At 63.5% G+C, this 24324-nt stretch carries 19 protein-coding genes, 3 tRNA genes and 1 pseudogene; 18 read left to right on the top strand and 5 right to left on the bottom strand.

All coding sequences use genetic code 11. From position 1 onward, the window contains the following. Positions 1-195 precede the first annotated feature (195 nt). Complete coding sequence (locus J8G26_RS09545) at positions 196-909, top strand: SIMPL domain-containing protein (protein ID WP_210568762.1); 714 nt, start codon at positions 196-198, stop codon at positions 907-909. Between the two features lie 159 nt (positions 910-1068). Here the strand turns inward: J8G26_RS09545 and J8G26_RS09550 are convergent, their stop codons facing one another. Beyond that, on the bottom strand, positions 1069-1851 hold the full coding sequence (locus J8G26_RS09550; protein ID WP_210568763.1) for a 3-hydroxybutyrate dehydrogenase: 783 nt from the start codon (positions 1849-1851) through the stop codon (positions 1069-1071). Positions 1852-1920: 69 nt separating this feature from the next. Between J8G26_RS09550 and J8G26_RS09555 the strand changes: the two genes are divergently transcribed. From J8G26_RS09555 to rimO, 6 genes are all read left to right on the top strand, one after another. Next, positions 1921-2955, top strand: coding sequence for an alpha/beta hydrolase (locus J8G26_RS09555; protein WP_210568764.1), 1035 nt, complete (start codon positions 1921-1923; stop codon positions 2953-2955). Next, a complete protein-coding gene (locus J8G26_RS09560) occupies positions 2952-5165 on the top strand; it encodes a bifunctional (p)ppGpp synthetase/guanosine-3',5'-bis(diphosphate) 3'-pyrophosphohydrolase (protein ID WP_210568765.1) in 2214 nt (737 codons plus the stop codon). Before J8G26_RS09555 ends, J8G26_RS09560 begins: the two co-directional genes overlap by 4 nt. A 99-nt stretch (positions 5166-5264) precedes the next feature. Further along, positions 5265-5341 (top strand) — tRNA-Val (locus J8G26_RS09565). Between the two features lie 300 nt (positions 5342-5641). Next, complete coding sequence (locus tag J8G26_RS09570) at positions 5642-6022, top strand: hypothetical protein (protein ID WP_210568766.1); 381 nt, start codon at positions 5642-5644, stop codon at positions 6020-6022. 184 nt (positions 6023-6206) lie between these two features. Then, positions 6207-6770 carry a polyhydroxyalkanoate synthesis repressor PhaR gene (gene phaR / locus J8G26_RS09575; protein WP_198314703.1) on the top strand — a complete coding sequence of 188 codons (564 nt, stop codon included), beginning with the start codon at positions 6207-6209 and terminating at the stop codon, positions 6768-6770. 60 nt (positions 6771-6830) lie between these two features. Then, the gene (gene rimO / locus J8G26_RS09580) at positions 6831-8222 is read left to right on the top strand and encodes a 30S ribosomal protein S12 methylthiotransferase RimO (protein WP_210568767.1); all 1392 of its coding nucleotides are present in this window, start codon (positions 6831-6833) and stop codon (positions 8220-8222) included. 116 nt (positions 8223-8338) lie between these two features. Here rimO and efp read toward each other — a convergent pair whose 3' ends face one another. The 3 genes from efp to J8G26_RS09595 all read right to left on the bottom strand — a co-directional run bounded on the left by efp (position 8339) and on the right by J8G26_RS09595 (position 11087). Next, positions 8339-8893, bottom strand: a complete 555-nt coding sequence (efp, locus tag J8G26_RS09585; RefSeq protein WP_087746252.1) for an elongation factor P — start codon at positions 8891-8893, stop codon at positions 8339-8341. Between the two features lie 149 nt (positions 8894-9042). After that, positions 9043-10185 carry an elongation factor P maturation arginine rhamnosyltransferase EarP gene (gene earP, locus J8G26_RS09590; protein ID WP_210568768.1) on the bottom strand — a complete coding sequence of 381 codons (1143 nt, stop codon included), beginning with the start codon at positions 10183-10185 and terminating at the stop codon, positions 9043-9045. Beyond that, positions 10182-11087, bottom strand: a complete 906-nt coding sequence (locus tag J8G26_RS09595; protein ID WP_210568769.1) for a LysR family transcriptional regulator — start codon at positions 11085-11087, stop codon at positions 10182-10184. The genes earP and J8G26_RS09595 overlap by 4 nt, the downstream gene beginning before the upstream one ends. Positions 11088-11220: 133 nt before the next feature. Here J8G26_RS09595 and J8G26_RS09600 point away from each other — a divergent pair, with 133 nt between their 5' ends. The 10 genes from J8G26_RS09600 (at position 11221) to J8G26_RS09645 (ending at position 21127) form a co-directional block, all read left to right on the top strand. After that, positions 11221-12435 carry a CoA transferase gene (locus J8G26_RS09600; protein WP_210568770.1) on the top strand — a complete coding sequence of 405 codons (1215 nt, stop codon included), beginning with the start codon at positions 11221-11223 and terminating at the stop codon, positions 12433-12435. Next, positions 12432-13418, top strand: a complete 987-nt coding sequence (locus J8G26_RS09605) for a hydroxymethylglutaryl-CoA lyase (RefSeq protein WP_210568771.1) — start codon at positions 12432-12434, stop codon at positions 13416-13418. The genes J8G26_RS09600 and J8G26_RS09605 overlap by 4 nt, the downstream gene beginning before the upstream one ends. Before the next feature lie 47 nt (positions 13419-13465). Next, complete coding sequence (locus J8G26_RS09610; RefSeq protein ID WP_210568772.1) at positions 13466-14446, top strand: tripartite tricarboxylate transporter substrate binding protein; 981 nt, start codon at positions 13466-13468, stop codon at positions 14444-14446. A 110-nt stretch (positions 14447-14556) separates the two neighbouring features. Beyond that, the gene (uvrC, locus tag J8G26_RS09615) at positions 14557-16590 is read left to right on the top strand and encodes an excinuclease ABC subunit UvrC (protein WP_087746242.1); all 2034 of its coding nucleotides are present in this window, start codon (positions 14557-14559) and stop codon (positions 16588-16590) included. A gap of 33 nt (positions 16591-16623) precedes the next feature. Continuing rightward, positions 16624-17190, top strand: a complete 567-nt coding sequence (gene pgsA, locus J8G26_RS09620) for a CDP-diacylglycerol--glycerol-3-phosphate 3-phosphatidyltransferase (RefSeq protein WP_087746240.1) — start codon at positions 16624-16626, stop codon at positions 17188-17190. Positions 17191-17260: 70 nt separating this feature from the next. Then, on the top strand, positions 17261-18346 hold the full coding sequence (locus J8G26_RS09625) for a tartrate dehydrogenase (protein WP_210568773.1): 1086 nt from the start codon (positions 17261-17263) through the stop codon (positions 18344-18346). 303 nt (positions 18347-18649) lie between these two features. Next, positions 18650-18922: an HU family DNA-binding protein gene (locus tag J8G26_RS09630; RefSeq protein ID WP_024815362.1), complete on the top strand. Its 273-nt coding sequence runs from the start codon at positions 18650-18652 to the stop codon at positions 18920-18922. A gap of 15 nt (positions 18923-18937) precedes the next feature. Continuing rightward, positions 18938-19013 (top strand) — tRNA-Val (locus J8G26_RS09635). Between the two features lie 62 nt (positions 19014-19075). Next, positions 19076-20989 carry a SurA N-terminal domain-containing protein gene (locus tag J8G26_RS09640; protein ID WP_210568774.1) on the top strand — a complete coding sequence of 638 codons (1914 nt, stop codon included), beginning with the start codon at positions 19076-19078 and terminating at the stop codon, positions 20987-20989. Positions 20990-21051: 62 nt separating this feature from the next. Next, positions 21052-21127 (top strand) — tRNA-His (locus J8G26_RS09645). A 976-nt stretch (positions 21128-22103) separates the two neighbouring features. On the opposite strand, the gene J8G26_RS09650 is transcribed toward J8G26_RS09645, so the two are convergent. Next, positions 22104-24155, bottom strand: a complete 2052-nt coding sequence (locus J8G26_RS09650) for a type I restriction-modification enzyme R subunit C-terminal domain-containing protein (protein WP_210568775.1) — start codon at positions 24153-24155, stop codon at positions 22104-22106. Positions 24156-24162: 7 nt separating this feature from the next. Between J8G26_RS09650 and J8G26_RS19350 the strand changes: the two are divergent. Next, positions 24163-24255: pseudogene (locus J8G26_RS19350) on the top strand (Arm DNA-binding domain-containing protein); the annotation flags it as partial. Between the last annotated feature and the right edge of the window lie 69 nt (positions 24256-24324).

Raw genomic sequence — 24324 nt, forward strand, 5'->3', positions numbered from 1 at the left:
AACAGAGCCGATTCTGACCAGCTTCAGCCGCGAAGTTCGGTTTTTTGCCCTGTGTTTGACCAAGTGTTACAAGTTTTGCCCCGGCGAGCAGGCCGCTCACGCCCGGTTTACGCTGGCGATCTCTGCAGCGGTTACTGTAGTGGCCTGTGCGGCCCGGTGTGGGGTTGTGCGCTGATCGCAAGGATATTTGCCGGTATGAAAAATGCTATTCGTTTGATAGCTGCTAGCGCTTTAATGGTGAGCGCTGGAGCCGTTTTTTCTCAAAATTCCCAGGCCGTGGAGCCGCACAACGTGGTGCAGCTGGCGGCGTCTGGCACGGTGGAGGTGCAGCAGGATTTGCTGGTGCTGGCGCTGTCCACCAGCAAGGAGGGCGCGGACGCGGCCACCACGCAGGTGCAGCTTAAGGCAGCGTTGGATGCGGCACTGGCCGAGGCCAAGCGCAATGCGCAACCCGGGCAGATGGATGTGCGCACCGGCCCCTTCGGGCTGTATCCGCGCTACGGCAAGGACGGCAAGATCAACGGCTGGCAGGGCCGGGCCGAACTGGTGCTGGAGGGCCGTGACTTTGCCCGCATCACCGCCACGGCCGGAAAAATCCAGACCATGGCCATCAGCCAGGTGGGCTTTGCCTTGTCGCGCGAGGCCCGCGCCAAGGTGGAGGGCGAGGCCCAGACACTGGCTATCGAGCAGTTCAAGACGCGCGCCGCTGAGTTGAGCCGCGGGTTTGGCTTTGCCAACTACAGCCTGCGCGAGGTGTCCGTGAACAGCAACGAGATGTCTCCCGGTCCGCGCCCGCGCGCCATGGCCATGGAGGCCAAATCGGCAGCGTTTGCCGATGCACCGGTGCCGGTGGAAGCGGGCAAGGCGCAGGTGGTCGTCAATGTGTCGGGCTCGGTGCAGATGCGCTGAATCTGTTGGAACGATGCGGCGACCTTATTTTTTGCATGAAAATGGCCTCTAGCGCTTATGTGGAAAGCGCTATTAGCTATTGAAACGGGAGCAATTCGGGCGGCGCCAAAGGCTTGAGCAGCCTTGCCATTGGCTCTCGCGCCGCTGGCTTGATGCCGGTTACTGGGCCACCCAGCCGCCGTCCATGTTCCAGGCTACGCCGCGCACGTTGTTGGCTGCGGGGGAGCAGAAGAACACGGCCAGCTCGCCCAGTTCGTCGGGCGTGGTGAATTGCATGGAAGGTTCTTTTTCGCCCAGCAGCTGCCGCGTGGCTTCTTCGTTCGAGATGCCGTGTTCTACGGCCTTGGCGTCCACCTGCTTTTGCACCAGCGGCGTCAGCACCCAGCCGGGGCACATGGCGTTGCAGGTGACGCCAGACGCCGCATTTTCGAGCGCCGTCACCTTGGTCAGGCCCACGATGCCGTGCTTGGCCGCCACGTAGGCCGATTTTTGCGCGGAGCCGACCAGTCCGTGCACCGAGGCCACGTTGATGATGCGACCCCAGTTGGCCGCCTGCATGGCGGGCAGGGCCAGGCGCGAAGTGTGAAAGGCGCTGGTCAGGTTGATGGCGATGATGGCGTCCCAGCGCTCTGCGGGAAAGTCTTCAATGTTTGCCACATGCTGGATGCCGGCGTTGTTCACGAGGATGTCCACGCGCCCGAACTGCGCGGCGCTGTATTTCATCATGTCCTCGATATCGGCCGCGCGGCTCATGTCGGCGCCGTGGTAGGCCACCTGGGCGCCTGCTGCCTGGCCGGCAGCCAGCACCTCGGCGCGCGGGCCGTCCGCGTCGCCAAAACCATTGAGCACGATGTTGGCGCCCTGGCGGGCCAGGGCCTTGGCGATGCCCAGACCAATGCCACTGGTGGAGCCGGTTACGAGTGCGGTTTTGCCGTTGAGCATGCGAGTTTCTCCGAATGAATTACGATGCAATGGAGCCATTATCGAACGCTGTCGCCAGATTCCACACCCATGATTGAACCTACGCTGAACTACGTACTGTGCCCTGGCGCCGCCTCTGCGGCGGGCCCCTTCGGTGGGGCGCTGGCCAGCCCGCCAGCGCAGCACCGCATGGCGTACTGGGAGTGGAACGGCACCGGCAATCCGGCCCATCCGCATGTGGTGGTGTGCGTGCACGGCCTCTCGCGCCAGGGGCGTGATTTCGACACCCTGGCGCGCACGCTGGGTCGCCACGCCCGCGTCATCTGCCCCGATGTGGTGGGCCGCGGCCAGAGCGACTGGCTGGCCGACCCCGCCGGCTACCAGATTCCCCAATACGCGGCCGACATGCTGGCCTTGCTGGGCCAACTGCAGCAGCAGGCCCCGGTGCAGACGCTGGACTGGGTGGGCACTAGCATGGGCGGGCTGATCGGCATGGCCCTGTGTGGCCAGCCGGGGCTGGGCGTGCCCGATGAACCCCAAGAACCTCGCCCATCCGCTGCAACGTCTGCCGCTGCCGTGGGCAGCCTGTGGCCGCTGGCCGTGCCGGTGCGCCGGCTGGTGCTCAATGATGTGGGGCCCGCCATCGAATGGCTGGCCCTGCAGCGCATCGGCCAGTATCTGGGCGCGCCGGTGCGCTTTGATTCGCTGCAGCAGGCGGCCGATGCCATGTGGGCCATTTCGTCGAGCTTTGGCCCGCACACCCCTGAGCAATGGCTGGAACTGTCGCGGTCCATGGTGCGGGCCTTGCCGGGTGGCGGCCTGGCGCTGCATTACGACCCCGCCATCGCGCAGGCTTTTGGGGCCATGACACCCGAGGCCTCTGCTGCAGGTGCGCAGCAGCTGTGGCAGCTCTATGACCGCATCCAGGCGCGCACGCTGCTGCTGCGCGGCACGCAGTCCGACTTGCTGGCGCCAGAAACCGCCCAGGCCATGACGCTCCGTGGGCCGAGGGCAAACCTCGTGGAGTTCGAGGGCGTGGGGCATGCGCCCACCTTGATGGCGCAAGACCAGGTGACGGCCGTGATGGACTTTCTGCTGGCCCCCGACGAAACGGTGTCTGCATGAAAACGCACTCTCCGTCGGCGGCGGTGCATGCGCCTATGGCTGATACATTGCCGCAACTTATTGCCGCAACGGCCCACACATTGCCCGAGCAGGTCAATGCCCTGGCGCGGGCGCGCGCCTTTGCCGAGCCCCTCATGGCGGGCGAGGCGCTCGATTCCGGCGAGAACACCCTGGCCCATGCCGACGCCGTGGCCGCTATCCTCAAAGCCATTGGGGGGTCAGAGGCCATGCAGGCAGCCAGCTACCTGGTGTATGCCTGCGGGCACCTGACCAAGCCCCACGAGGTGATCGCCAAGGCCTTTGGCGACAACTTTGCGGCCCTGGCGGTGGAGACCACCAACCTGATGCGCGTGCAGCGGCAGGCGCGTGGCGCCCAGCAGGTGGACGACCCGGCGGTGCAGACCGAGAACGTGCGCAAAATGCTGCTGGCCTTTTCGCGCGACCTGCGGGTGGTGATGTTGCGCCTGGCGTCGCGTCTGCAGACGCTGCGCTTTCATGCGGCCAGCAAAACCCCGGTGTCGCCCAGCCTGGCGCGCGAATCGCTGCAGGTGTTTGCCCCGCTGGCCAACCGGCTGGGCATCTGGCAGGTGAAATGGGAGCTGGAGGACCTGTCGTTCCGATTTCTGGAGCCCGAGACCTACAAGGAGGTTGCCCGCCTGCTTGACGAAAAGCGCGGCGAGCGCGAGGTCTATATGGAGCAGCTGCGCGCGCGGCTGGAGTCCGACCTGCGCGCGCGCAGCATCAGCGCCAGTGTGCAGGGGCGGCCCAAGCACATCTACAGCATCGTCAAGAAGATGCGCGGCAAGTCGCTCAACTTCGATCAGGTGCTGGATATCCGGGCCTTGCGCGTGGTGGTGCCGTCGGTCAAGGACTGCTATGCCGCCCTGAGCTGGGTGCACGAGCAGTTCACGCCCATCGTGGAGGAGTTCGATGACTACATCGCGCGCCCCAAGCCCAATGGCTACCAGTCGCTGCACACCATCGTGCGCGACGCCGCCGGCAAACCTATCGAAATCCAGATCCGCACCCAGGCCATGCACGACCATGCCGAGCACGGTGTGGCGGCGCATTGGGCCTACAAAGAGGCGGGCAGCAAGGGCTATGCGGGCGTGTCGGCCAGCGGCGAATACGACGCCAAGATCGCGGTGCTGCGCCAGTTGCTGGCGTGGGAGCGCGATCTGGCCGGCACCGTGCAGAACCGCGGCCTGTTCGAAGATCGCATCTACGTGCTGACCCCTGAGGCCGCCGTGGTGGACCTGCCCCAGGGCGCCACCCCCGTGGACTTTGCCTACAGCGTGCACACCAGCCTGGGCCACCGCTGCCGCGGCGCAAAGGTCGACGGCGTGATGGTGCCGCTCAACACACCGCTGCAGAACGGCCAGACCGTGGAGATTGTCACCGTCAAAGAAGGCCGCCCCTCGCGCGACTGGCTCAATGCCGAATTGGGCTACCTCATCAGCAACCGGGCCAAGGCCAAGGTGCGCGCCTGGTTCAACGCCCAGGTCACCCACGAAACGGTGGCCCGGGGTCGCGAGGCGGTTGAAAAACTGCTGCAGCGCGAAGGCAAGACGGCCATGAAGCTGGACGACCTGGCGGTGCAGCTGGGGTTCAAGTCGGCCGACGCGCTGTTCGAGGTGGTGGGCAAGGACGAGTTTTCACTGCGCAGCATCGAAACCCTTCTGCGCCCACCCGAGCCGGTGCTGCAACCCGACGATTACCTGCTGCTGAAAAAGACCCGCACCAACGAATCTGCCCCCAAGGGCGGCGTGCTGGTGGTGGGGATCGACTCGCTCATGACGCAACTGGCCAAGTGCTGCAAACCGGCGCCGCCCGACAATATCCGTGGCTTTGTCACCCGGGGCAAGGGCGTGAGCGTGCACCGCGCAGACTGCAGCAACTTCCGGGAGATGGCGGCACGCAGCAGCGAACGGGTGATCGAAGTGGAATGGGGCACGCCCAAATCCGCGGCGGGTGCAGCCGTGTATCCCGTGGACGTGGCGGTGGAGGCCGCCGACCGTCAGGGCTTGTTGCGCGATATCTCGGAAGTGTTTGCGCGGGAGAAAACCAACGTCATCGGCGTGCAGACCCAGTCGGTCAAGGGCACGGCATGGATGACCTTCACTGTGGAAGTCGCCGACTCCGGCCGCCTCAACAAGGTGCTCGCGATTGTCGCCAGCGTGGCGGGCGTGCGCTCGGCGCGGCGACGCTGACCGACTGTGCTGCCACTCAGGCTGAAGGTTTCACCAATTTTTCGCAGGTGTCCAAAACCCGGTTTTTTTGCTGCTACAATCGCTTTCTCGAATACAAACAGGCGCGTAGCTCAGCTGGTTAGAGCACCACCTTGACATGGTGGGGGTCGTTGGTTCGAGTCCAATCGCGCCTACCAACTAACCATTGGTAAAAGCCTTCCAAGTCTATGATTTGGAAGGCTTTTTTATTGGTATCGCAATTGCCAGGCCTTGGATCGTGAACACGTTCTTGCGCTGTGGGGCGCCGGCTGAAAACCGGCTGGCACCCGCTCTGGCGAGCACGCAGTGGCCTGTGTCCAGGTTGGCGTGGCAGTGGCGGGATGTTGTCTGACGGCGCCACAGTCTCCTGGCCCACGCGAACGGCGTGGCGTGGGATTTACAACGGTGGTGCAGCGAGCATTTCGCTTGCCTGCGCGTCAACTTCCCAAGGAGCGCACATGAACTCATCCACTATTCAGCCGACCGGCGTCAAGCCGGTTGACCCAGACCTTGCCGAGCAGGCCGTTCCGGGGCATGGTGTGCCATCCCAGGATCCAACCCCCGCAGCCCAGGTGGCCCTCAATCCCGAGGAAGCTGAGCGGGAGTCAAAGTCCACCCTCATTGGGGGCGGTGTCGTGGCGGGTTCGGCTGCGGGTGCCGCTGTTGGCGCCGCGGTGGCGGGTCCGGTCGGCATCTTGGTCGGCGGCACGCTGGGCGCTGTGGTCGGAGCGCTCGGCGGCGGCGCGGCTGGCGAGCTGGCCAATCCAGAGGGCGCGGACAATGCAGACGATGTCCGCAAAGATACCGATGACACCCAAGACCGCAGGCCGCCGCGCTGAGGCGCCTGGTAAGCCAGTCCGATGGAAGCCGCAGGCTGGGCAGCAGGCCATGCCGGTTGGCGCGATTCGCGCATCGCTGCTGCCATGAGGCCAGGGCTGCGGGAATCGCTCTCTGGTGGTCATCAGGGTAATCCTTTGCCGGGCAGGGGGCTCTCACTCTCTAGAATCTGCTGCACTGCAATAAATGGGCGTCGAGCCCGAGGAGTCCGTCTTGCCCGACCAGAACAGCGCCACCGCCGCCAAGACAGCGCAGCGCGTGATCAAGAAATACCCGAATCGCCGTCTGTACGACACGGATACCTCCACCTACATCACCCTGGCCGAAGTGCGCCAGCTCGTCATGGCCCACCAGAACGTGGTGGTGCGCGATGCCAAGACGGGAGAGGATCTCACGCGCAGCATTCTGCTGCAGATCATTCTGGAAGAAGAGGCCGGCGGCGCACCCATGTTCACCGAGGCGGTGCTGGCGAACATCATCCGCTTTTACGGTCACGCCATGCAGGGTTTCATGGGTGCATATCTGGAGAAGAACGTGCAGGTCTTCACCGATGTGCAGGCGAAGCTGGTCGAGCAGTCGCAAAACGTCACGCCGGAAATGTGGGCCCAGTTCATGAGCCTGCAGTCGCCCATGCTCAAGGGCATGATGGGCAGCTACGTGGAGCAGTCGCAGTCGATGCTCAACCAGATGCAGGAGCAGATGCAAAAGCAGACCGAGCAGATGCTGAGCGCCTTTGGGGTGAAGCGCTGAACAGGGCCAAATCCGGCCGCCCAACCCCCTTGGGCGCCGGAACTGGGACAATACGGGGATATGAGCGAAGCACTCTCCCCCACCAAAACACCCAAAGTCGGATTCGTCAGCCTCGGTTGCCCCAAGGCCCTGACGGACTCTGAACTCATCCTCACGCAACTGAGCGCCGAGGGCTACGAGACCTCCAAGACCTTTGAGGGCGCGGACCTGGTCATCGTCAACACCTGCGGCTTCATTGACGACGCTGTCAAGGAAAGCCTGGACACCATTGGCGAGGCGCTGGCCGAGAACGGCAAGGTCATCGTCACCGGCTGTCTGGGCGCGCGCGCGGGCGAGGGCGGCGGCAATATGGTGCGGCAGATGCACCCCAGCGTGCTGGCTGTGACCGGCCCGCATGCCACGCAAGAGGTGATGGACGCCGTGCACCTGAACCTGCCCAAGCCGCACGATCCGTTTCTCGACCTGGTGCCGGGCAGCTTTGGCGTGGCGGGCATCAAGCTCACGCCCAAGCACTATGCCTACCTCAAGATCAGCGAAGGCTGCAACCACCGCTGCACCTTCTGCATCATCCCGTCGATGCGCGGGGACCTGGTGTCGCGCCCCATTGGCGATGTGCTCAGCGAAGCCAAGGCTTTGTTTGAAGGCGGCGTGAAAGAGCTGCTGGTGATCAGCCAGGACACCTCGGCCTATGGCGTGGATGTGAAATACCGCACCGGTTTCTGGGATGGCAAGCCCGTCAAGACCCGCATGCTGGAACTGGTGCAGACGCTGGGTGAGATTGCCGAGCCTTACGGCGCCTGGGTGCGCTTGCACTATGTGTACCCGTACCCGAGCGTGGACGATGTGATCCCGCTCATGGCCACGGGCCGCGTGCTGCCCTACCTGGACGTGCCCTTCCAGCACAGCCACCCCGATGTGCTCAAGCGCATGAAGCGCCCCGCCAGCGGCGAGCGCAACCTGGAGCGCATCCAGCGCTGGCGCGAGGCCTGCCCCGAGATCGTGATTCGCAGCACCTTCATCGCCGGTTTTCCCGGCGAGACGGAAGAAGAATTCCAGCACCTGCTCGACTTTGTGCGCGAGGCGCAGATTGACCGTGCCGGCTGCTTTGCCTACAGCGACGTGACCGGCGCGGTGGCCAACGAGCTGCCCGGCATGCTGCCCCTGGAAGTGCGCGAAGAGCGCCGCGCCCGCTTCATGGCCGTGGCCGAAGAAGTGTCGATCGCCAAGCTGCAGCGCCGCGTGGGCGCCACCATGCAGGTGCTGGTCGATTCAGCCCCCGGCCTGGGCCGCAAAGGTGGTGTGGGCCGCACCTATGCCGACGCACCCGAGATCGACGGCACCGTGCAGCTGCTGCCGCCCGAGAAGATCAGCAAGACCATGAAGGTGGGCGAATTCACCAAGGCGCGCATTGTGGGCGTGCGCGGGCACGATCTGGTGGCGCAGCCGATCTGATGGACTGAGATTGCTATTGAATAAATAGCTGAAGACGCTTTCTGGACGGACGCTATAGGCTAAAAAGACACAAAAAAGGCTTCCCGAGGGAAGCCTTTTTGCTGTGCGCGGCACGATTACACGCGCTTGCGGTATTCGCCGGTGCGGGTGTCGATTTCGATCTTGTCGCCCTGGCTGACGAACAGCGGCACGGGCACTTCAAAGCCGGTGGCGATCTTGGCGGGCTTGAGCACCTTGCCGGAGGTATCGCCCTTGACGGCGGGTTCCGTCCAGGTGATTTCGCGCTCGACGCTGGTGGGCAGCTCGACCGAGATGGCCTTGCCGTCGTAGAACACCACTTCCACGGTCATGCCGTCTTCCAGGTAGTTCAGTGCGTCGCCCATGTTTTCGGCTTCGACTTCGTACTGGTTGAATTCGGTGTCCATGCAGACATACATGGGGTCGGCGAAGTAGGAGTAGGTGCACTCCTTCTTGTCCAGGATCACGTTGTCGATCTTGTCGTCGGCCTTGAACACGTTTTCGGTGCCGAAGTTGCCGATCAGGCTCTTGAGCTTCATGCGCACGGTGGCAGCGCCGCGGCCGCCGCGGGCGTATTCGGTCTTGAGGACGACCATGGGGTCCTTGCCGTGCATGATGACGTTGCCGGCGCGGATTTCTTGAGCGATTTTCATAGCAGGTTGCTTGGGTTGGGGCCGCTCAACGCAGGGGCTGGTGGCCTTCAGGGGCAGAAGGCGCGCCGTGCCGATGCATGTTCCGCGGCGGGAATGCGCGGGGTGGGGGCACTGACGCGCCGCACCTGTTTTGCGCAAAGCCTGAGATTTTACCGTTTTTCGGCGACAAAGCCCAAAAGTTGTGCGACGAGGTTGTCTTGCGCCAGCAGGCGTGCACGCGCGGCTTCAACGCACGCAGTCCATTCGGCCAGGGTGTCGTCGTCGGGCCATTGCAGCGGCGCGGTGTCCAGCCCGTTCCAGGTGGCGTGAAACCGTCGCAGCGAAGCCGGGGCCTGCAGCCAGTCCAGAAAGGCCCAGAGCTTGTCGTGGTGCGCGTTGTCGTGCTGCGGATAGATCTGCCAGACCAGCGCCTGCCCGGCCCACAGCGCCCGCACCAGCGAGTCTTCGCCGCGCACGGCGTTGAAGTCGCAGGCCCACAGCATTTCGTCAAACGCAGGCTGCGGGCGGTGGGGGAGGTATGAAATGGATAGCTGCTCGCGCTGATCGGATAAGCGCTTGGGGGTGATTGGACCAATATCTTCTGCCAAGGCCGCCAACACCGCCGCCATCGGGCGGCCGGGGGTGACCAGCAAGTGCGTGGGTTGCTCCTGCATTCGCTGCAGGAGCTGGGGCAGGGCGGTGGGCTCGTAGCAGAACAGCGACACCCAGCGCTGCCCTGGGGCACCATCGCCCAGGCCGAAAGCCGCCGCGTGTGCGGCCCGCCAGGCGGTGCGGTCAAACGCTTCGCGGCGCGCCATCAGTTCGTTCTCGCGCAGCAGCCCGCCGGTGGCGGGGGTGAAGCCCGGGTAGAAGAACCAGCGCGTCCAGCCTGCAGCGGGGCCGGACAGGATGGGCGACGGCAGCCGGTGGTTGCGCTCCACATAGCTTTCAGCCGACAGGTATTCCAGGTTGATCCAGATGGGTTTTGGGTGATTTTGGCCTCTAACGATTGACTGGTAAGCGCTATAAGCTATGAATTCAGGAGCGATATCACAACCGAACGCCTCCAGCATCACGTCGGGTGCAGGTTCCTCGGGGCCGGGCGGTGGCGCGCCCCAGGCGCGCAGCTCCACACCCGGGCAGCCCTGCGGCGCCATCCACTGCAGGGCCGAGGCGTCGTCCGTCCACAGGCGCACCTGCTGGCCTTGAGCGGCCAGTTGCGTGGCCAGGCGCCAGCACACGCCGATGTCGCCAAAGTTGTCGATCACGCGGCAGAAAACATCCCATTGCAGGGCGGCGAAGGGCTGGGTCATGGGGTGGCGGTAGTGCTTGGCGGGTTGCGCAGGTGGTCCACCAGCAGCCGCGCGACGCTGGACAGGGATTCGTCGGTGCGCACGCACAGCACCAGCCGCCGCTGCGCCCAGGGCTCGTTCAGCGTGATGGCCCGGATGGCCAGCGTGCCGCGGTAGAGCGCGGCGCTGCCGCGCGGCATCACGCCAATGCCCAGGCCGGCGGCCACCATCAGGCACAGGGCGTCGTAGCTCGTGACCTGGATGCGTAGCTTGAGCGGCAAATCCGCCTCGGCGGCGGCGCGCATGAGCTGGTTGTTGACGGCGCTGCCCGGGTGCATGCCGACAAAGTCAAAGGCCAGGGCTTCGGCCAGGCGCACCGCCTTACGCCGGGCCAGCGCATGGCCGGTGGGCACGATCAGCACCAGTTCGTCGCTGCGGTAAGGCAGCAGCGTGATGCGGTCGCCATAGTTGCCGTTGTTGAGGATGCCCACATCGGCCGCGTTTTCGGCCACCGACTGGGCTATTGATGTGCTGATCTGTTCCTGCAGGCGCACATCGACCTGCGGGTGCAGCGCCAGAAAGCTTTGCAGCTCGCCAGGCAAAAACTGCGTGATGGCCGAAATGTTGGCCACCACGCGCACATGGCCGCGCACGCCGGTGCCGTATTCGCGCATCTGGCTGGCAATGCCGTCGAGGTCGTTGAGTACGCCGCGCGCCAGGTTCAGCAGTGCAAACGCTGCCGCGGTGGGCTCGGTGCCCCGGTTGTTGCGGGTGAACAGCGCCACCTGCAGCGCGGCCTCCAGGTCGGCCAGGCGGCGGCTCACGGCCGATGCGGCCAGGTGTTCGCGCGCGGCGGCGGCGGTGATGGTGCTTTCTTCCATCACGGCAACAAACAGGCGCAGGGAGACGGGGTCGAGCTTCATGGGGAGGTGATCGTACCCCGCCATGCCGCTTTGCGATGGCAGCTTCGCGCATCAGCGTTTTACGGCCGGGGCGGGCATGCGCATGATGCGGGCCGAAACAACTCAGGCGGCACGCCTGCGGAGACAGCACTGCATGGATTCCTCGCAATCACTTCCTTCCCCCGCCGCGCTCGCTGGCGTGCGCGTGGTCGAAATGGGCCAGCTCATTGCCGGCCCGTTTTGCGGCAAGACGCTGGGCGAGTTTGGTGCTGACGTCATCAAGATCGAGGCACCGCAGACGGGCGACCCGCTGCGCAACTGGCGCCTGATCAAGGAAGGCACCTCGGTGTGGTGGCAGGTGCAGTCGCGCAACAAGCGCTCGGTGGCGCTGGACCTGCGCCAAAAAGAGGGCCAGGCCATCGCCCGCCAGCTGATTGCCGAGGCCGATGTGCTGGTCGAGAACTTCCGCCCCGGCACGCTCGAAGCCTGGGGCATGTCGCCCGAAGAACTGCACGCGCTCAACCCCGGCCTCGTGATGCTGCGCATTTCGGGCTATGGCCAGACGGGGCCGTACCGCGACCTGCCGGGCTTTGGCGCGATTGGCGAGGCCATGGGCGGCCTGCGCCACCTGACGGGCGAGCCCGGCCGCGTGCCGGTGCGCGTGGGCGTGTCGATTGGCGACACGCTGGCCGCGCTGCACGGCACCATCGGCGTGCTCACGGCGCTGTACCACCGCAAGGTCAACGGCGGCCAAGGCCAGGTGATCGACGTGGCGCTGCACGAGGCGGTGTTCAACGTGATGGAAAGCCTGATTCCCGAATACAGCGCGTTTGGCGTGGTGCGCGAGGCCGCCGGCAGCGCGCTGCCGGGCATTGCGCCGTCCAACGCCTACCCCTGCCAGGACGGCTGGGTGCTGATTGCCGGCAATGGCGACAGCATCTTCAAGCGGCTGATGGACACCATTGGCCGCCCCGACCTGGGCGCTGCGCCGGATCTGGCCGACAACGCGGGCCGCGTGGCGCGGGTGCAGGAACTCGACGCCGCCATTGGCGCCTGGAGCGCGCAACGCAGCGTGCAGCAGGTGCTGGATGCGCTTGCCGCTGCGCGCGTGCCCGCCGGCAAGGTCTACACCGCCAAGGACATCGCCGAAGACCCGCACTACCGCGCCCGCGACATGCTGCTCTCGCAGACCACGCGCGACGGCTACACGGTGCAGGTGCCCGGCATCGTGCCCAAGCTCTCGGCCACGCCCGGCACCATTCGCAGCAGTGCGCCGCACCTGGGCGATGACACGGATGCCGTGCTGGCCGAGGCGGGGCTGACGGCGGAACAGATTGCGCTGCTGCGCAGCAAAGGAGTCATTCAATGAGCGAGCAGCGCAACACCGTATGGCAAGGCGCGGGCCGCTGCATCCACCTGCAGGAAGTCGGCCTGCGCGACGGCCTGCAGATGGAGCAGGCCTTTGTGCCCACCGAGGACAAGATCGCGCTGTGCAATGCGCTGTCGGCGGCGGGCCTGTCCAAGATCGAGGTGACCTCGTTCACCTCGCCCACGGCCATCCCGGCGCTGAAAGACGCCGAGATCGTGATGCGCGAGATCACGCGCCGCCCTGGCACTGTTTACACCGCGCTGGTGCCCAACCTGCGCGGCGCCGAGCGCGCCATCGAGTCGTGCACGGACGAGCTGAACCTCGTCATGTCGGTCAGCGCCACCCACAACCTGGCCAACCTGCGCATGGCGCAGGAACAGTCGTTCGCGGCGCTGGCGCAGGTGGTGGTCCTGGCGCAGGCGGCTCAGGTGGCCGTCAACGTGTCACTCTCCTGCGTATTTGGCTGCCCCATGGAAGGTGACGTGCCCCAGGCCGATGTGTTCGGCTGGGTGCAGCGCTTTGTGGACCTGGGCGTGCGCGGCATCACGCTGTGCGACACCACGGGCATGGCCTACCCCACGCAGGTGCACCAGATCACGGCGTCGGCCCGCGCGCGCTGGCCGGGTGTGGAGTTCACCCTGCACTTTCACAACACACGCGGCATGGGCCTGGCCAACGTGCTGGCGGCCATTGATGCGGGTGCAGACCGGTTCGATGCCTCGCTGGGCGGTTTGGGCGGCTGCCCGTATGCACCGGGCGCCAGCGGCAATGTGTGCAGCGAGGAAATCGTGCACGCGCTGCAGCCCATGGGCTACGACACGGGGGTGGACCTGGGCGCGCTGGTTGCCGCTGCGCAGCGCCTGCCGGCCCTCATCGGCCATGACATCCCGAGCCAGATCGCCAAGGCGGGGCCGCGCCTGGCGCTGCACCCGGTGCCTGCGGACTTCGAGGCGATCCGCGAACGGGCGTTGTCGCGGTCTTGACGCGCGCTGGACGATTTCTATTTCAGAAACAACAAGGAGACAGAAACATGAACCTCAATCGCAAACAATTCACCACCCTGGCCCTCGCGGCCCTGGCTCTGGGCACGATCGGCAGCGCGGGGGCGCAAGGCGCCTACCCCACCAAAACCGTGACCATGGTGGTGCCCACTGCAGCGGGCGGTACCACCGACCTGTCGGCCCGCATGCTGGCCCAGGCGCTGGCGCCGGTGCTGGGCCAGTCGGTGGTGGTGGACAACAAGGGCGGTGGCAACGGCAACATTGCCGCCAGCATCGTCAAGCGCGCCGAGGCCGATGGCTACACGTTGCTCATGCAGTATTCGGGCTACCACGTCATCTCGCCCCACCTCACCAAGGTGGCGCAGTGGGCGCAAAGCGACTTTCAACCGGTGGCCAATGTGATATCGGCGCCGCAGATCATCGTGGTGCGGGCCGACCTGCCGGTGAAGACGCTGCCCGATCTCATCGCCTACGCCAAGGCCAACCCCGGCAAGCTGAACTATGCCTCGTCGGGCAACGGCTCGCTGCAGCATGTGACCGGTGCCATGCTGGAGCAGCAGGGCGGCATCAGGATGGTGCATGTGCCTTATAAGGGCACGGGCCCTGCGCTGCAGGATTTGCTGGGTGGCCAGGTGGACCTGACCTTTGGCACCGCGCCGCCCTTCATGCCGCACATCGCCGCAGGCAAGCTGCGCGTGCTGGCCGTGACCGGCAAGCAGCGCCTGCCCAGCCTGCCCGATGTGCCCACCACCGCCGAGGCGGGCTATCCCAAGGTCGACGCCACCTCGTGGTTTGCCGTGTTTGCCCCGGCCGCCGTGCCCAAGGCGGTGGTGGACAAGCTGACGGCTGACATCCGCACTGTGGTGCAGAACGCCGCCTTCCAGCAAAAGGCGCAGGAGCAGGGCGCCACGGCCGATTACCAGGCACCCGCGCAGCTGGGGGATAAGGTGAAGGCCGATCTGGCCAACTGGGCCTCGGTGGTGAAAAGCTCGAAGATCGAAGCAGAATAATGGTCAAATGGGCCGCTAGCGCTTGATAGATAAGCGCTAACAGCTATTGATTGTGTAGCGTTTTGGGGTGGCCGCTGGGCGCTGCCCAGCGTGCGGCCACAATACGTGCCATGTCTGATGTGCATTCCGAAGAACTGCTGGCGCAGGTGGCTGCGCTGCCCGCGCTGCCCGGTGTTTACCGCTATTTTGATGCGCAAGGTGCGCTGCTTTATGTGGGCAAGGCGCTCAACCTCAAGCGCCGCGTCTCGAGCTATTTTCAAAAGAACCATGGCGGCACGCGCATCGGCCACATGGTCGGCAAGATCGTGCGCATGGAGACCACGGTGGTGCGCTCGGAGGCCGAGGCGCTGCTGCTGGAAAACAACCTCATCAAGTCGCTGAACCCCAAGTTCAACATCCTGTTCCGCGACGACAAGAGTTATCCCTACCTCAAGATCACGGGCACCGCCAATGGCACGGGCGATGCGCCAGGCCAGGTGTTTCCGCGCATGGCCTATTACCGCGGCGCGGTCGATAAAAAGCACCGCTATTTCGGCCCCTACCCCAGCGCCTGGGCGGTGAAGGAAACCATCCAGCTGCTGCAAAAGGTGTTCCGGCTGCGCACCTGCGAAGACACGGTGTTTGCCAACCGCACGCGGCCCTGCCTGCTCTACCAGATCAAGCGCTGCACGGGACCCTGCGTCAACCTGATCTCGCCCGAGGCCTATGCCGCCGACGTGCAGAACGCCGAGGCCCTGCTGCGCGGCGAAACCCAGGAGCTGCTGCAGGCACTGGAAGCGCGGATGATGGCGCACTCGGACAAGCTGGAGTTTGAACAGGCCGCGGAGGTGCGCAACCAGATCCAGGCGCTGTCGCGCGTGCTGCACCAGCAATCCATCGAGACCATCGACGACAAGGATGTGGACATTCTGGCCGTGCGCGTGCAGGGCGGCCGCGCCTGCGTGAACCTGGCCATGGTGCGCGGCGGGCGGCACCTGGGCGATAGGCCTTACTTTCCGGTGCATGTGGAGGATGCTGCCGCCGTCTACAACGCGGAAAGCCCCGAGGATGCAGGGCCAGCGGCTGATGGTTCGGGGTGTGACGAGGGCGCGGCCCTTGTCTCGGCCGCCGCTGCGCGCCCGGTGGAGGCGCTGGTGCTGGAAGCCTTCATCGCCCAGCACTACATCGGTGTGCCCGTGCCGCCTTTGCTGGTGACCAGCGTGCCGGTGGACAAGGCCCTGCTGGCGGCGCTGACCGAGCAAAGCGGTGTGCGCGTGCATGCCATCCACCAGCCGCGCGAGCAGCGCCGCGCCTGGCTGGACATGGCGCAAAAGAACGCTGACCTGCAACTGGCCCGGCTGCTGGCCGAAGAAGGATCGCAGCAGGCGCGCACCCGCGCGCTGGCCGAGGCACTGGACTTGCCACCCGAAGACCTGGACCAGCTCACCATCGAGTGCTTTGACATCTCGCACACGGCGGGCGAATCCACCCAGGCCTCGTGCGTGGTGTTCCACCACCACAAGATGCAGAGCAGCGAATACCGCCGCTACAAGATCGAAGGCATCACGGGCGGCGACGACTACGCCGCCATGCGCCAGGTGCTCACACGCCGCTACAGCAAGGTGGCCGAGGCCGCGCGCGAGGCCGGGGGCATCGACTTTGCGGCCAACCCTGCGCCTGGGGTCGAGGAGGCCGCCAGGCCCAAGGGCGTGGCGCGCCTGCCTGACCTGGTGCTGATCGACGGCGGCAAGGGCCAGGTGGGCGTGGCGCGCGAGGTGTTCACGGCGCTCGGGCTGGACCTCACGCGCATCGTGGGTGTGGAAAAAGGCGAGGGCCGCAAGGTCGGGCTGGAAGAACTGGTGTTTGCCGACGGGCGCGAAAAGGTCTATCTGGGCAAGGATTCGGCCGCGCTGATGCTGGTCGCCCAGATCCGCGACGAGGCCCACCGCTTTGCCATCACCGGCATGCGCGCCGCGCGCGCCAAGGTGCGCGTGGGCGGCGGGCAGCTCGAAGAAATTGCCGGTGTGGGCCCCAAGAAGCGCGCCCGGCTGCTGCAGCGCTTTGGCGGTGTGCGCGGCGTGGCGGCGGCCAGTGTGGAAGACCTGGTGACGGTGGACGGCATTTCGCGCGAGCTGGCCGAAGAAATCTATCGCGCACTGCGCTGAAATCGGCCGGGCCAGCGTGACACAATCACGCCCATGTTTTTCACCATTCCCACCATCATGACCTGGACGCGCATCGTCGCGATACCTTTGATCGTGGGGGTGTTCTACGCGCCGCTCGACCCGGCCACGCGCAATCTCATCGCCACCGTGATGTTCGTGGTGTTTGCCGCCACCGACTGGCTCGATGGCTTTCTGGCGCGCAAGCTCAACCAGACGTCTTCGTTCGGCGCTTTTCTCGACCCGGTGGCCGACAAGTTTTTGGTCTGCGCATCGCTCCTGGTGCTGGTGTATCTGCAGCGCGCCGATGTGTTTGTGGCGCTCATCATCATTGGCCGCGAGATCGCGATCTCGGCCCTGCGCGAATGGATGGCGCAGATCGGTGCCAGCAAGAGCGTGGCCGTGCACATGATCGGCAAGGTCAAGACCGCGGTGCAGATGACGGCTATCCCGTTCCTGCTGTACGACGGGCACCTGTTTGGCGTGATCGATACCGGGGTGTGGGGCACCTGGCTCATCTGGGTATCGGCCGTGCTCACGGTGTGGTCCATGGTGTATTACCTGCAAAAGGCACTGCCTGAGATTCGGGCCCGAGTGAAGTAGTTTTTAAGTATTTTTGGCCGCTAGCGCTTGATGGGTAAGCGCTGATAGCTATATTTTCAGGAGCGAGTGAATGGCGAAGCATCGCATCGCAGTGGTGGCCGGTGACGGCATTGGCAAAGAGGTCATGCCCGAAGGCCTGCGCGTGATGGACGCGGCGGCCCGCCAATTCGGCATCGACCTGCAATTCGACCATTTCGACTTTTCGAGCTGGGACTACTACGAGAAGCACGGCAAGATGCTGCCCGACAACTGGAAGGACCAGATCGGCGGCCACGAAGCCATCTATTTTGGCGCCGTGGGCTGGCCCGAGAAAATTGCCGACCATGTGTCGCTGTGGGGCTCGCTGCTGCTGTTCCGTCGCGAGTTCGACCAGTACATCAACCTGCGGCCCGCACGCCTCATGCCCGGCGTGATCGCCCCCGTGGTGCGGCGCGATGGCAGCCCGCGCCTGCCCGGTGAGATCGACATGCTCATCGTGCGCGAGAACACCGAGGGTGAATACTCCAGCATCGGCGGGCGCATGTACGAAGGCACGCCGCGCGAGATCGTGATGCAGGAGACGGTGATGTCCCGCCACGGCGTGGACCGCGTACTGAAATTCGCGTTCGAGCTGGCCCAGTCGCGCCCTAAAAAGCACCTGACCAGCGCCACCAAGTCCAACGGCATCGCCATCACCATGCCCTATTGGGACGAGCGCGTGGCCGAGATGGCCAAGTCCTACCCCGATGTGAAGGTGGACAAGTTCCACATCGACATCCTTACCGCGCACTTTGTGCAGCGCCCAGATTTTTTTGACGTGGTAGTGGCCAGCAACTTGTTTGGCGACATTCTGAGCGACCTAGGGCCGGCCTGCACCGGCACCATCGGCATCGCGCCCAGCGCCAACCTCAACCCCACGCGCGCCATGCCTTCGCTGTTCGAGCCCGTGCATGGCTCGGCGCCCGACATTGCAGGGCAGGGCATTGCCAACCCCATCGGCCAGATCTGGTGCGGCGCGATGATGCTCGACTTTCTCGGCTACCGCGCTGCGCACGATGCCGTGCTGGCTGCCATCGAGGCTGTGCTCGATCCCCAGGGCGGCGGCCCGCGCACGCCTGATCTCGGTGGAAAAGCCTGCACGCAGGACGTGGGGCGCGCCATCGCTGCAGCGCTGTAGCCAGCAACACCCGTGCGGTGTCAATCAGGAATGTTGCCCATGCGGCGGCTTTGAGACAAAAACGCCTTGCAAGCCCCGTCACGCCTTGAAATGCGACTAGAATTCCAGTCAACGCTGCTTCGAACCAGCGTGTTGTATTGACACCCGGAAACTCGATGGCTTTAATCTGATGCAGCAGCGCCTGCTGCATATGCCAGTCATTCCCCCGTCTGATGCCCACCAGCCCAAAGGGTTGTGCTTTCGGACGTGTGAAGACCAGATATCCGCGAGACTATCCATCTACTCTTTTCCGAGAGGCTTCTTGTGAACAAAACCGAACTGATTGAGCACATCGCTACCAACGCCGACATCTCCAAGGCCGCTGCAGCGCGCGCCCTGGAATCCACGATTGAGGCCGTCAAGAAGACCCTGAAAAAGGGCGGCACCGTTTCGCTCGTCGGTTTTGGCACCTTCGCCGTTGGCAAGCGTGCTGCGCGCACGGGCCGCAATCCCCGTACTGGCGCTGCGATTAAAATTAAAGCTGCTAAAGTTCCAAAGTTTCGTCCAGGCAAGGCTTTGAAAGACGCCTTGAATTGATGTCCAGTTAGGTTGGGGTCCTTAGCTCAGTTGGTAGAGCGGCTCCTTTACACGGAGTAGGTCGGCGGTTCGAGACCGTCAGGACCCACCACAACCACCGAACAAAGGCGAACGAGAGTTCGCCTTTTGTTTTTTGTCTCTGAAAGATCGACCATGTTTGAATCCATCCGCAAGCACTCCAAGATCGTGATGCTCTTGTTGTTCTTGTTGATCATTCCATCGTTTGTGCTGGTGGGCATCGACAGCAACTATTTCTCCGAAAAGAGCGCTGTTGTTGCGCGCGTTGATGGCCACGACATTAAGCAGACCGACTGGGACAATGCCCACAGGGTGGAGACCGACAGAATCCGGGCCCAGTCGCCCACGGTGGATGCCCAACTGCTCGACTCTCCCGAGGCACGTTATGCAACCTTGGAGCGTATGGTGCGAGACCGGGTATTTCTGGCAGCAGCACAGAAAATGCACCTCGTCACCAGTGACAGTCGCCTGGCCCGCAGTCTGCAGGAAATACCGGCCATTGCCGCCCTCAAGCGCCCCGATGGATCGCTCGATGCCGAGGCCTACCGCGCCCTGGTTGGCGCCCAAGGACTGACGCCGGAAGGCTTCGAAGCCAACGTGCGCCGGGAAATTTCAGTGAACCAGGTCGTCGGCGGGGTCATGGGCTCCGCCTTCAGCACCGATGCACAGGTCAAGCTGTCGCTGGATGCCTTGTATCAACGCCGTGAGGTGCAGATTGCACGCTTCAACCCTGCGGAGTTTTCCGGCAAAGTGACGCCAACCGACGCTGATCTGGAGGACTATTACAAATCCCATACGTCCGATTTCCAGCAGGCCGAACAGGCTGCCGTGGAATATGTGGTGCTGGATCTTGACAGCGTGCGTGCGGGCATCACCTTGAACGAAGACGACCTGCGCACCTATTACAAGGAAAACCTGGCCCGTCTTGCCGGCAAGGAAGAACGCCGCGCCAGCCATATCCTGATCAATGCGCCCAAGGATGCTCCGGCAGCAGACCGCGATAAAGCCAAGGCCCGTGCAACGCAATTGCTGGATCAGGTGCGCAAGGCGCCAGCCACTTTTGCGGAAGTTGCCCGGAAGTCTTCCGAAGATGCTGGGTCTGCTGGTGCCGGCGGAGATCTGAATTTCTTTGGGCTGGGGGCCATGGTCAAGCCGTTCGAAGAAGCGGCTTTCGCGATGAAAAAAGGGGATATCAGCGATGTGGTGGAAACCGATTTTGGCTACCACATCATCTTGCTGACGGATATCAAGATACCGCCTCAGCCGAGCTTTGAAGAGCTGCGCCCATCCATGGAAGCCGAGCTTAAGCAGCAGCAAGCGCAGCGCAAGTTTGCCGAAGTGGCGGAATCGTTTGCCAATGGGGTCTATGAACAGTCGGACAGCCTCAAGCCCGTGGCCGAAAAGCTCAAGCTCAAGGTACTCACGGCATCGGGTGTCGCCCGTACGCCGGCTCCGGGAGCCACAGGCCCCTTGGCAAATGGCAAGCTGCTGGAAGCGCTGTTTTCGTCGGACTCCATCGCGAACAAGCGCAATACCGAAGCAGTAGAGATCGGACCCAGCCAGATGGCAGCCGCCCGCATAAGCACCTACACCGCTGCACGCACCCTGCCGCTGGATGAGGTGCGACCACGTGTACGTAGTCTTTACGTCGCCGAGAAATCGGCCGAACTGGCGCGCAAGGAGGGCGAGACCAAGCTGGCGGCATGGAAAGCTGCGCCGAACAATGTTGCTGACCTCCAGCCGGCCATGGTTATCTCGCGTGACCAACCCCAGAATCAGCCGCGGCCTGTGGTGGACGCTGTGTTGGGCGCCAGTGCGGCCACCTTGCCAGCCTGGGTTGGTGTGGACCTGGGAGCGCAGGGATATTCGGTAGCCAAGATCAATCGACTGGTTCCACGCGAGGCACCCAACGAACAAACCGCCCGCCAAGAACGTCAGCAATACCTTCAGTGGTTGAGCAATGCCGAGGGGTTGGCCTATTATGAACTGCTGAAAGATCGTTTCAAGGTGCAGATCAAGGCTTCGCGCCCCCAGTCCACACCGGGCTGATCGGAAATTTGACAAATATTGGCGTGAATCCCGGTTTTCTCGGGCTATAATTCAAAGCTACGGTGGCTGTAGCTCAGTTGGTAGAGTCCAGGATTGTGATTCCTGTTGTCGTGGGTTCGAGCCCCATCAGCCACCCCAAGTACAGTAAAGAAACCCTGCTATTCAAAAGATAGCGGGGTTTTTTGTTTTCCTGGCCATGTAGCCAGCGGTACAGGGTTTTGCACCGTGTAGCCAGCATGTAGCCACCCAGCACCAGGCAAAGAAAAATCCCGCAGCGGGGGCTTCGGTCTGGTTGGGACGGTGCCAGCGGCAGAAAACCCGGTAGGCGGCGGCGCGGCATGCGGTCAGCACGCTGGTGCTGGTCGGCTGCGCGGGCCTGGCGCCAAAAGTGGACAAGAGATTGGCAGCGCTGTGGTTCTGCCCGAGCGCGCGGGCTGGACTCTCACTCGCGTCTTTGGTGGGCGTCAAATAGCCGTTTTCGGGGTACTACGAAAATTTCGTAGTTCAGGCGGCGCGGTCCAGCCCCTGAAAGCGCGCTAACCACGGCGCTAACCGGCCCAGCACAACCCCCGGATTCCTTGCGTACCGGCCTGCGCACCAGATGATGCGTACATGCTGAAAACATTGGTTTTCGTGGAAACACCTTGGAAACCTGCGGCTGGAAATTGAGGTTTTCTCAGGCTCCAGAAATGCGCTGTCCGCTGTTACCGCGCCTGTTACGCGCTCTTCAGAAAAATTGCGCTTTCACGTTTACCTGCTTGTTAACCATGCGCTGGTAAACATCCAGCAAATGCCCGATTGCGTGGATACCAGCATGGATACCTTGCTGTCCGCGGTCGCCAACAAGTTGGGCGATGCTGAAAAACTGCCGATTGCGGCGCCTCTCCGTCCCCGTGTGCTGTATGTCCGCACCAGGGACCCCGGTCCTCGCCGTGCACATGCACCACGTCCTGCTGCACAGCAAAACCCAGCGCGCTGACCGGCCTAAAGACCGGTGGAATACACAGCCACGGGTGCAACGCCGTGAAGGCTAGTCGGCAGCTCAGGTTCACTCAGCTCAGGTCAGACGCACATGGTCTTTATGCGCAGAGTCACGCAATGCTGTGCGTGCTCATCAAGCCACAGCCCGCTCCCGAATCTCATCCAGTACGCGCACCATCTCTGTCACCTTAGCTGGCAGGAATATCGCCTCTGGCCCCTTGTCATTGATGTCTGTGAACGGTGACTCATAAAGCCGCGCAGGCTCCATCAGGCCGTTTTCCGTAAGGTACTGCACGACGAGGTCGATGAATTCAATCTGACTGGCCGTTGCGGTGGTGCCGGAAACGAACTGGCTGAACGCCTGCCGGGCAGTTTCGCTGTCCAGTCCCACCAGCGACCGGATGAAGATGCCCAGGCCTTGGCTTTGTTCCTTGGTCTGCTCGATGACCTCTGGTGAGCCTCCGGCCTGCTCCAGCATCCGCTCCAGTTCAGTCAGGTCCGTTGGCGTCAGCGGCTGATTGCGGCGCAAGCGTTGCAGCGATACATGGCTTTCATGGGCCTTGAGAAACAGCCGCGCCTTGTCCTTGAACTTCGCCAGGTTCATGCCCGTGCCGACCTGGGGCAGGTCAATATCGGCGCCATCGCCCAGTTCATCCACGAATTCGGTATAGACAACCGTCCTCTTGCCTTTCTCAATCAACTTGACCAGCGCCATGAGCCGCTTGCGCGCCGTTTCCAGCATGGCCACGGTCACGCCTTCCCACCATTCTTCACCGACCAGGGACTGAATCAGCACCATCTGCGCCTTGATGGCGGGAATGGCGTCTTGCTCTTCCAGCGCGCTGGCGATGTTTTGAATCTTCTCTTTCAGGCCAGCGAACCCAGGCAGGGCCTGCAGGATAGCCAGTTGCGTGCGCAGCACCAGCAGGTCGAACCGCTTGGCTTCCTCGTCGTCATCGACGAATTCGGTCGGCAGGTCGGCCACGCCCTTCGCAAGGTCGTTGAAATCATCCGGTCCAAGCGCCTGCCACGCCTGTGGCTTCGCGTATTTCTCGACCAGTCGGCGCTGCGGCCGCACCACGAAGTTGTCCATGTTCATGGCTGCCACCTGCTGATGCAGAAAGCCGGCCACGTCCGTGCGCAACTGGGTCTCGTCATACGGTTCGCCAAAGGGCGGTCGCGGTTCCGCCAGTACAGTGCCGGCAGCGATTCGGTTGTTCAGTTCGGCAACCAGCTGCAACCGCGCCTTGAACAGCCGCGTGCCCAGCGCCTCGCCGGCCGCGCCATCAACGTGGTCCGGGTTCTGGCTGAAAAACTCCAGGTTCTGGCAGTAGTCGAAGAGATAGAAAAACTGCTTGTCCTCGCCCGGCGCGAACAGGTCCCGGCACAATCGGGTCCCGCGTCCCAGCATCTGCCAGAACTTGGTCTTGGAGCGCACTACCTTGAAGAACACCAGGTTCACCACCTCCGGCACGTCAATGCCGGTGTCCAGCATGTCCACCGACAGCGCAATGTGCGGCATCTTCTCCTTCGCGGAAAAGTCGTCAATCAGGCTCTGGGCGTACTCTGTCTTGTACGTCACCACCCTCGCGAAATGGCCCTTGTAGTGCGGGTAATTGACGTTAAAGCGGTCGGCAATGAACTCCGCATGGTCATTGTTCTTGGCAAACACGATGGTCTTGCCCAGGCGGTCGCCGCCGGCCACCTTCTGGCCCTTGGTCATCAGGTGAGCCAGCACTTTGTCCACGGTGTCGGTGTTGAACAGCCACTTGTTCAGGGCGGCAGCGTCTACCGCATCGGGCGTGGTGCCGTCCTCGTTCCACTCCAGCGCATCCCACTGCTCCTGCTCTGCCTCGGAGAGGTCGTCGTACTTGATGCCCTCCCGCTGGAATTTCAGGGGCACAGAAACGGCCTTCGGCGGCACCAGATACCCGTCAGAAACCGCCTCGTCCAGCCCGTAGGCGTCGGTCGGCACGCCGCTCTCCAGGTCGAACAGGCCGTAGGTGTTGTGGTCAATCTCATCTTTGGACGTCGCGGTCAGGCCCACCAGCAGCGCATCGAAATACTCGAAGATGGCCCGGTACTTCTGATACACCGAGCGGTGCGCCTCGTCGATGATGAGGTCAAAATGACCGACCCCAAACCGACGCTGTCCGTCAAAGGCATCGTCAATCAGCCCCATCATCGTCGGGTACCTGGAGGTGAGCCCGGCCGAGTCGAAGCGCTGGTTCTGGAAAACCTATGCCGATGGAAAAGAGGGCCGCATGGCGCTGGGCAGCTATCCTGTCGGCGCCGCTTGAATATTGACCCACCGGGGATGCGGATAAAAACTTGGACTGGTTTTATGCCGCAAG

Origin of the sequence: Acidovorax sp. JG5 (genome assembly GCF_017939685.1) — a bacterium.
Classification (GTDB): Bacteria; Pseudomonadota; Gammaproteobacteria; order Burkholderiales; family Burkholderiaceae_C; genus Acidovorax.

What these genes read in the sequence shown, in the direction of transcription:
- J8G26_RS09600 (WP_210568770.1), top strand. Translation starts at nt 11,221, where the DNA reads ATGGATTCCTCGCAATCACTTCCTTCCCCCGCCGCGCTCGCTGGCGTG.
- phaR (WP_198314703.1), top strand. Translation starts at nt 6,207, where the DNA reads ATGGGCGTCGAGCCCGAGGAGTCCGTCTTGCCCGACCAGAACAGCGCC.
- rimO (WP_210568767.1), top strand. Translation starts at nt 6,831, where the DNA reads ATGAGCGAAGCACTCTCCCCCACCAAAACACCCAAAGTCGGATTCGTC.
- J8G26_RS09550 (WP_210568763.1), bottom strand. Translation starts at nt 1,851, where the DNA reads ATGCTCAACGGCAAAACCGCACTCGTAACCGGCTCCACCAGTGGCATT.
- J8G26_RS09640 (WP_210568774.1), top strand. Translation starts at nt 19,076, where the DNA reads ATGTTTGAATCCATCCGCAAGCACTCCAAGATCGTGATGCTCTTGTTG.
- pgsA (WP_087746240.1), top strand. Translation starts at nt 16,624, where the DNA reads ATGTTTTTCACCATTCCCACCATCATGACCTGGACGCGCATCGTCGCG.
- J8G26_RS09570 (WP_210568766.1), top strand. Translation starts at nt 5,642, where the DNA reads ATGAACTCATCCACTATTCAGCCGACCGGCGTCAAGCCGGTTGACCCA.
- J8G26_RS09595 (WP_210568769.1), bottom strand. Translation starts at nt 11,087, where the DNA reads ATGAAGCTCGACCCCGTCTCCCTGCGCCTGTTTGTTGCCGTGATGGAA.
- J8G26_RS09555 (WP_210568764.1), top strand. Translation starts at nt 1,921, where the DNA reads ATGATTGAACCTACGCTGAACTACGTACTGTGCCCTGGCGCCGCCTCT.
- uvrC (WP_087746242.1), top strand. Translation starts at nt 14,557, where the DNA reads ATGTCTGATGTGCATTCCGAAGAACTGCTGGCGCAGGTGGCTGCGCTG.
- earP (WP_210568768.1), bottom strand. Translation starts at nt 10,185, where the DNA reads ATGACCCAGCCCTTCGCCGCCCTGCAATGGGATGTTTTCTGCCGCGTG.
- J8G26_RS09605 (WP_210568771.1), top strand. Translation starts at nt 12,432, where the DNA reads ATGAGCGAGCAGCGCAACACCGTATGGCAAGGCGCGGGCCGCTGCATC.
- J8G26_RS09545 (WP_210568762.1), top strand. Translation starts at nt 196, where the DNA reads ATGAAAAATGCTATTCGTTTGATAGCTGCTAGCGCTTTAATGGTGAGC.
- J8G26_RS09560 (WP_210568765.1), top strand. Translation starts at nt 2,952, where the DNA reads ATGAAAACGCACTCTCCGTCGGCGGCGGTGCATGCGCCTATGGCTGAT.
- J8G26_RS09650 (WP_210568775.1), bottom strand. Translation starts at nt 24,155, where the DNA reads ATGATGGGGCTGATTGACGATGCCTTTGACGGACAGCGTCGGTTTGGG.
- J8G26_RS09610 (WP_210568772.1), top strand. Translation starts at nt 13,466, where the DNA reads ATGAACCTCAATCGCAAACAATTCACCACCCTGGCCCTCGCGGCCCTG.
- efp (WP_087746252.1), bottom strand. Translation starts at nt 8,893, where the DNA reads ATGAAAATCGCTCAAGAAATCCGCGCCGGCAACGTCATCATGCACGGC.
- J8G26_RS09625 (WP_210568773.1), top strand. Translation starts at nt 17,261, where the DNA reads ATGGCGAAGCATCGCATCGCAGTGGTGGCCGGTGACGGCATTGGCAAA.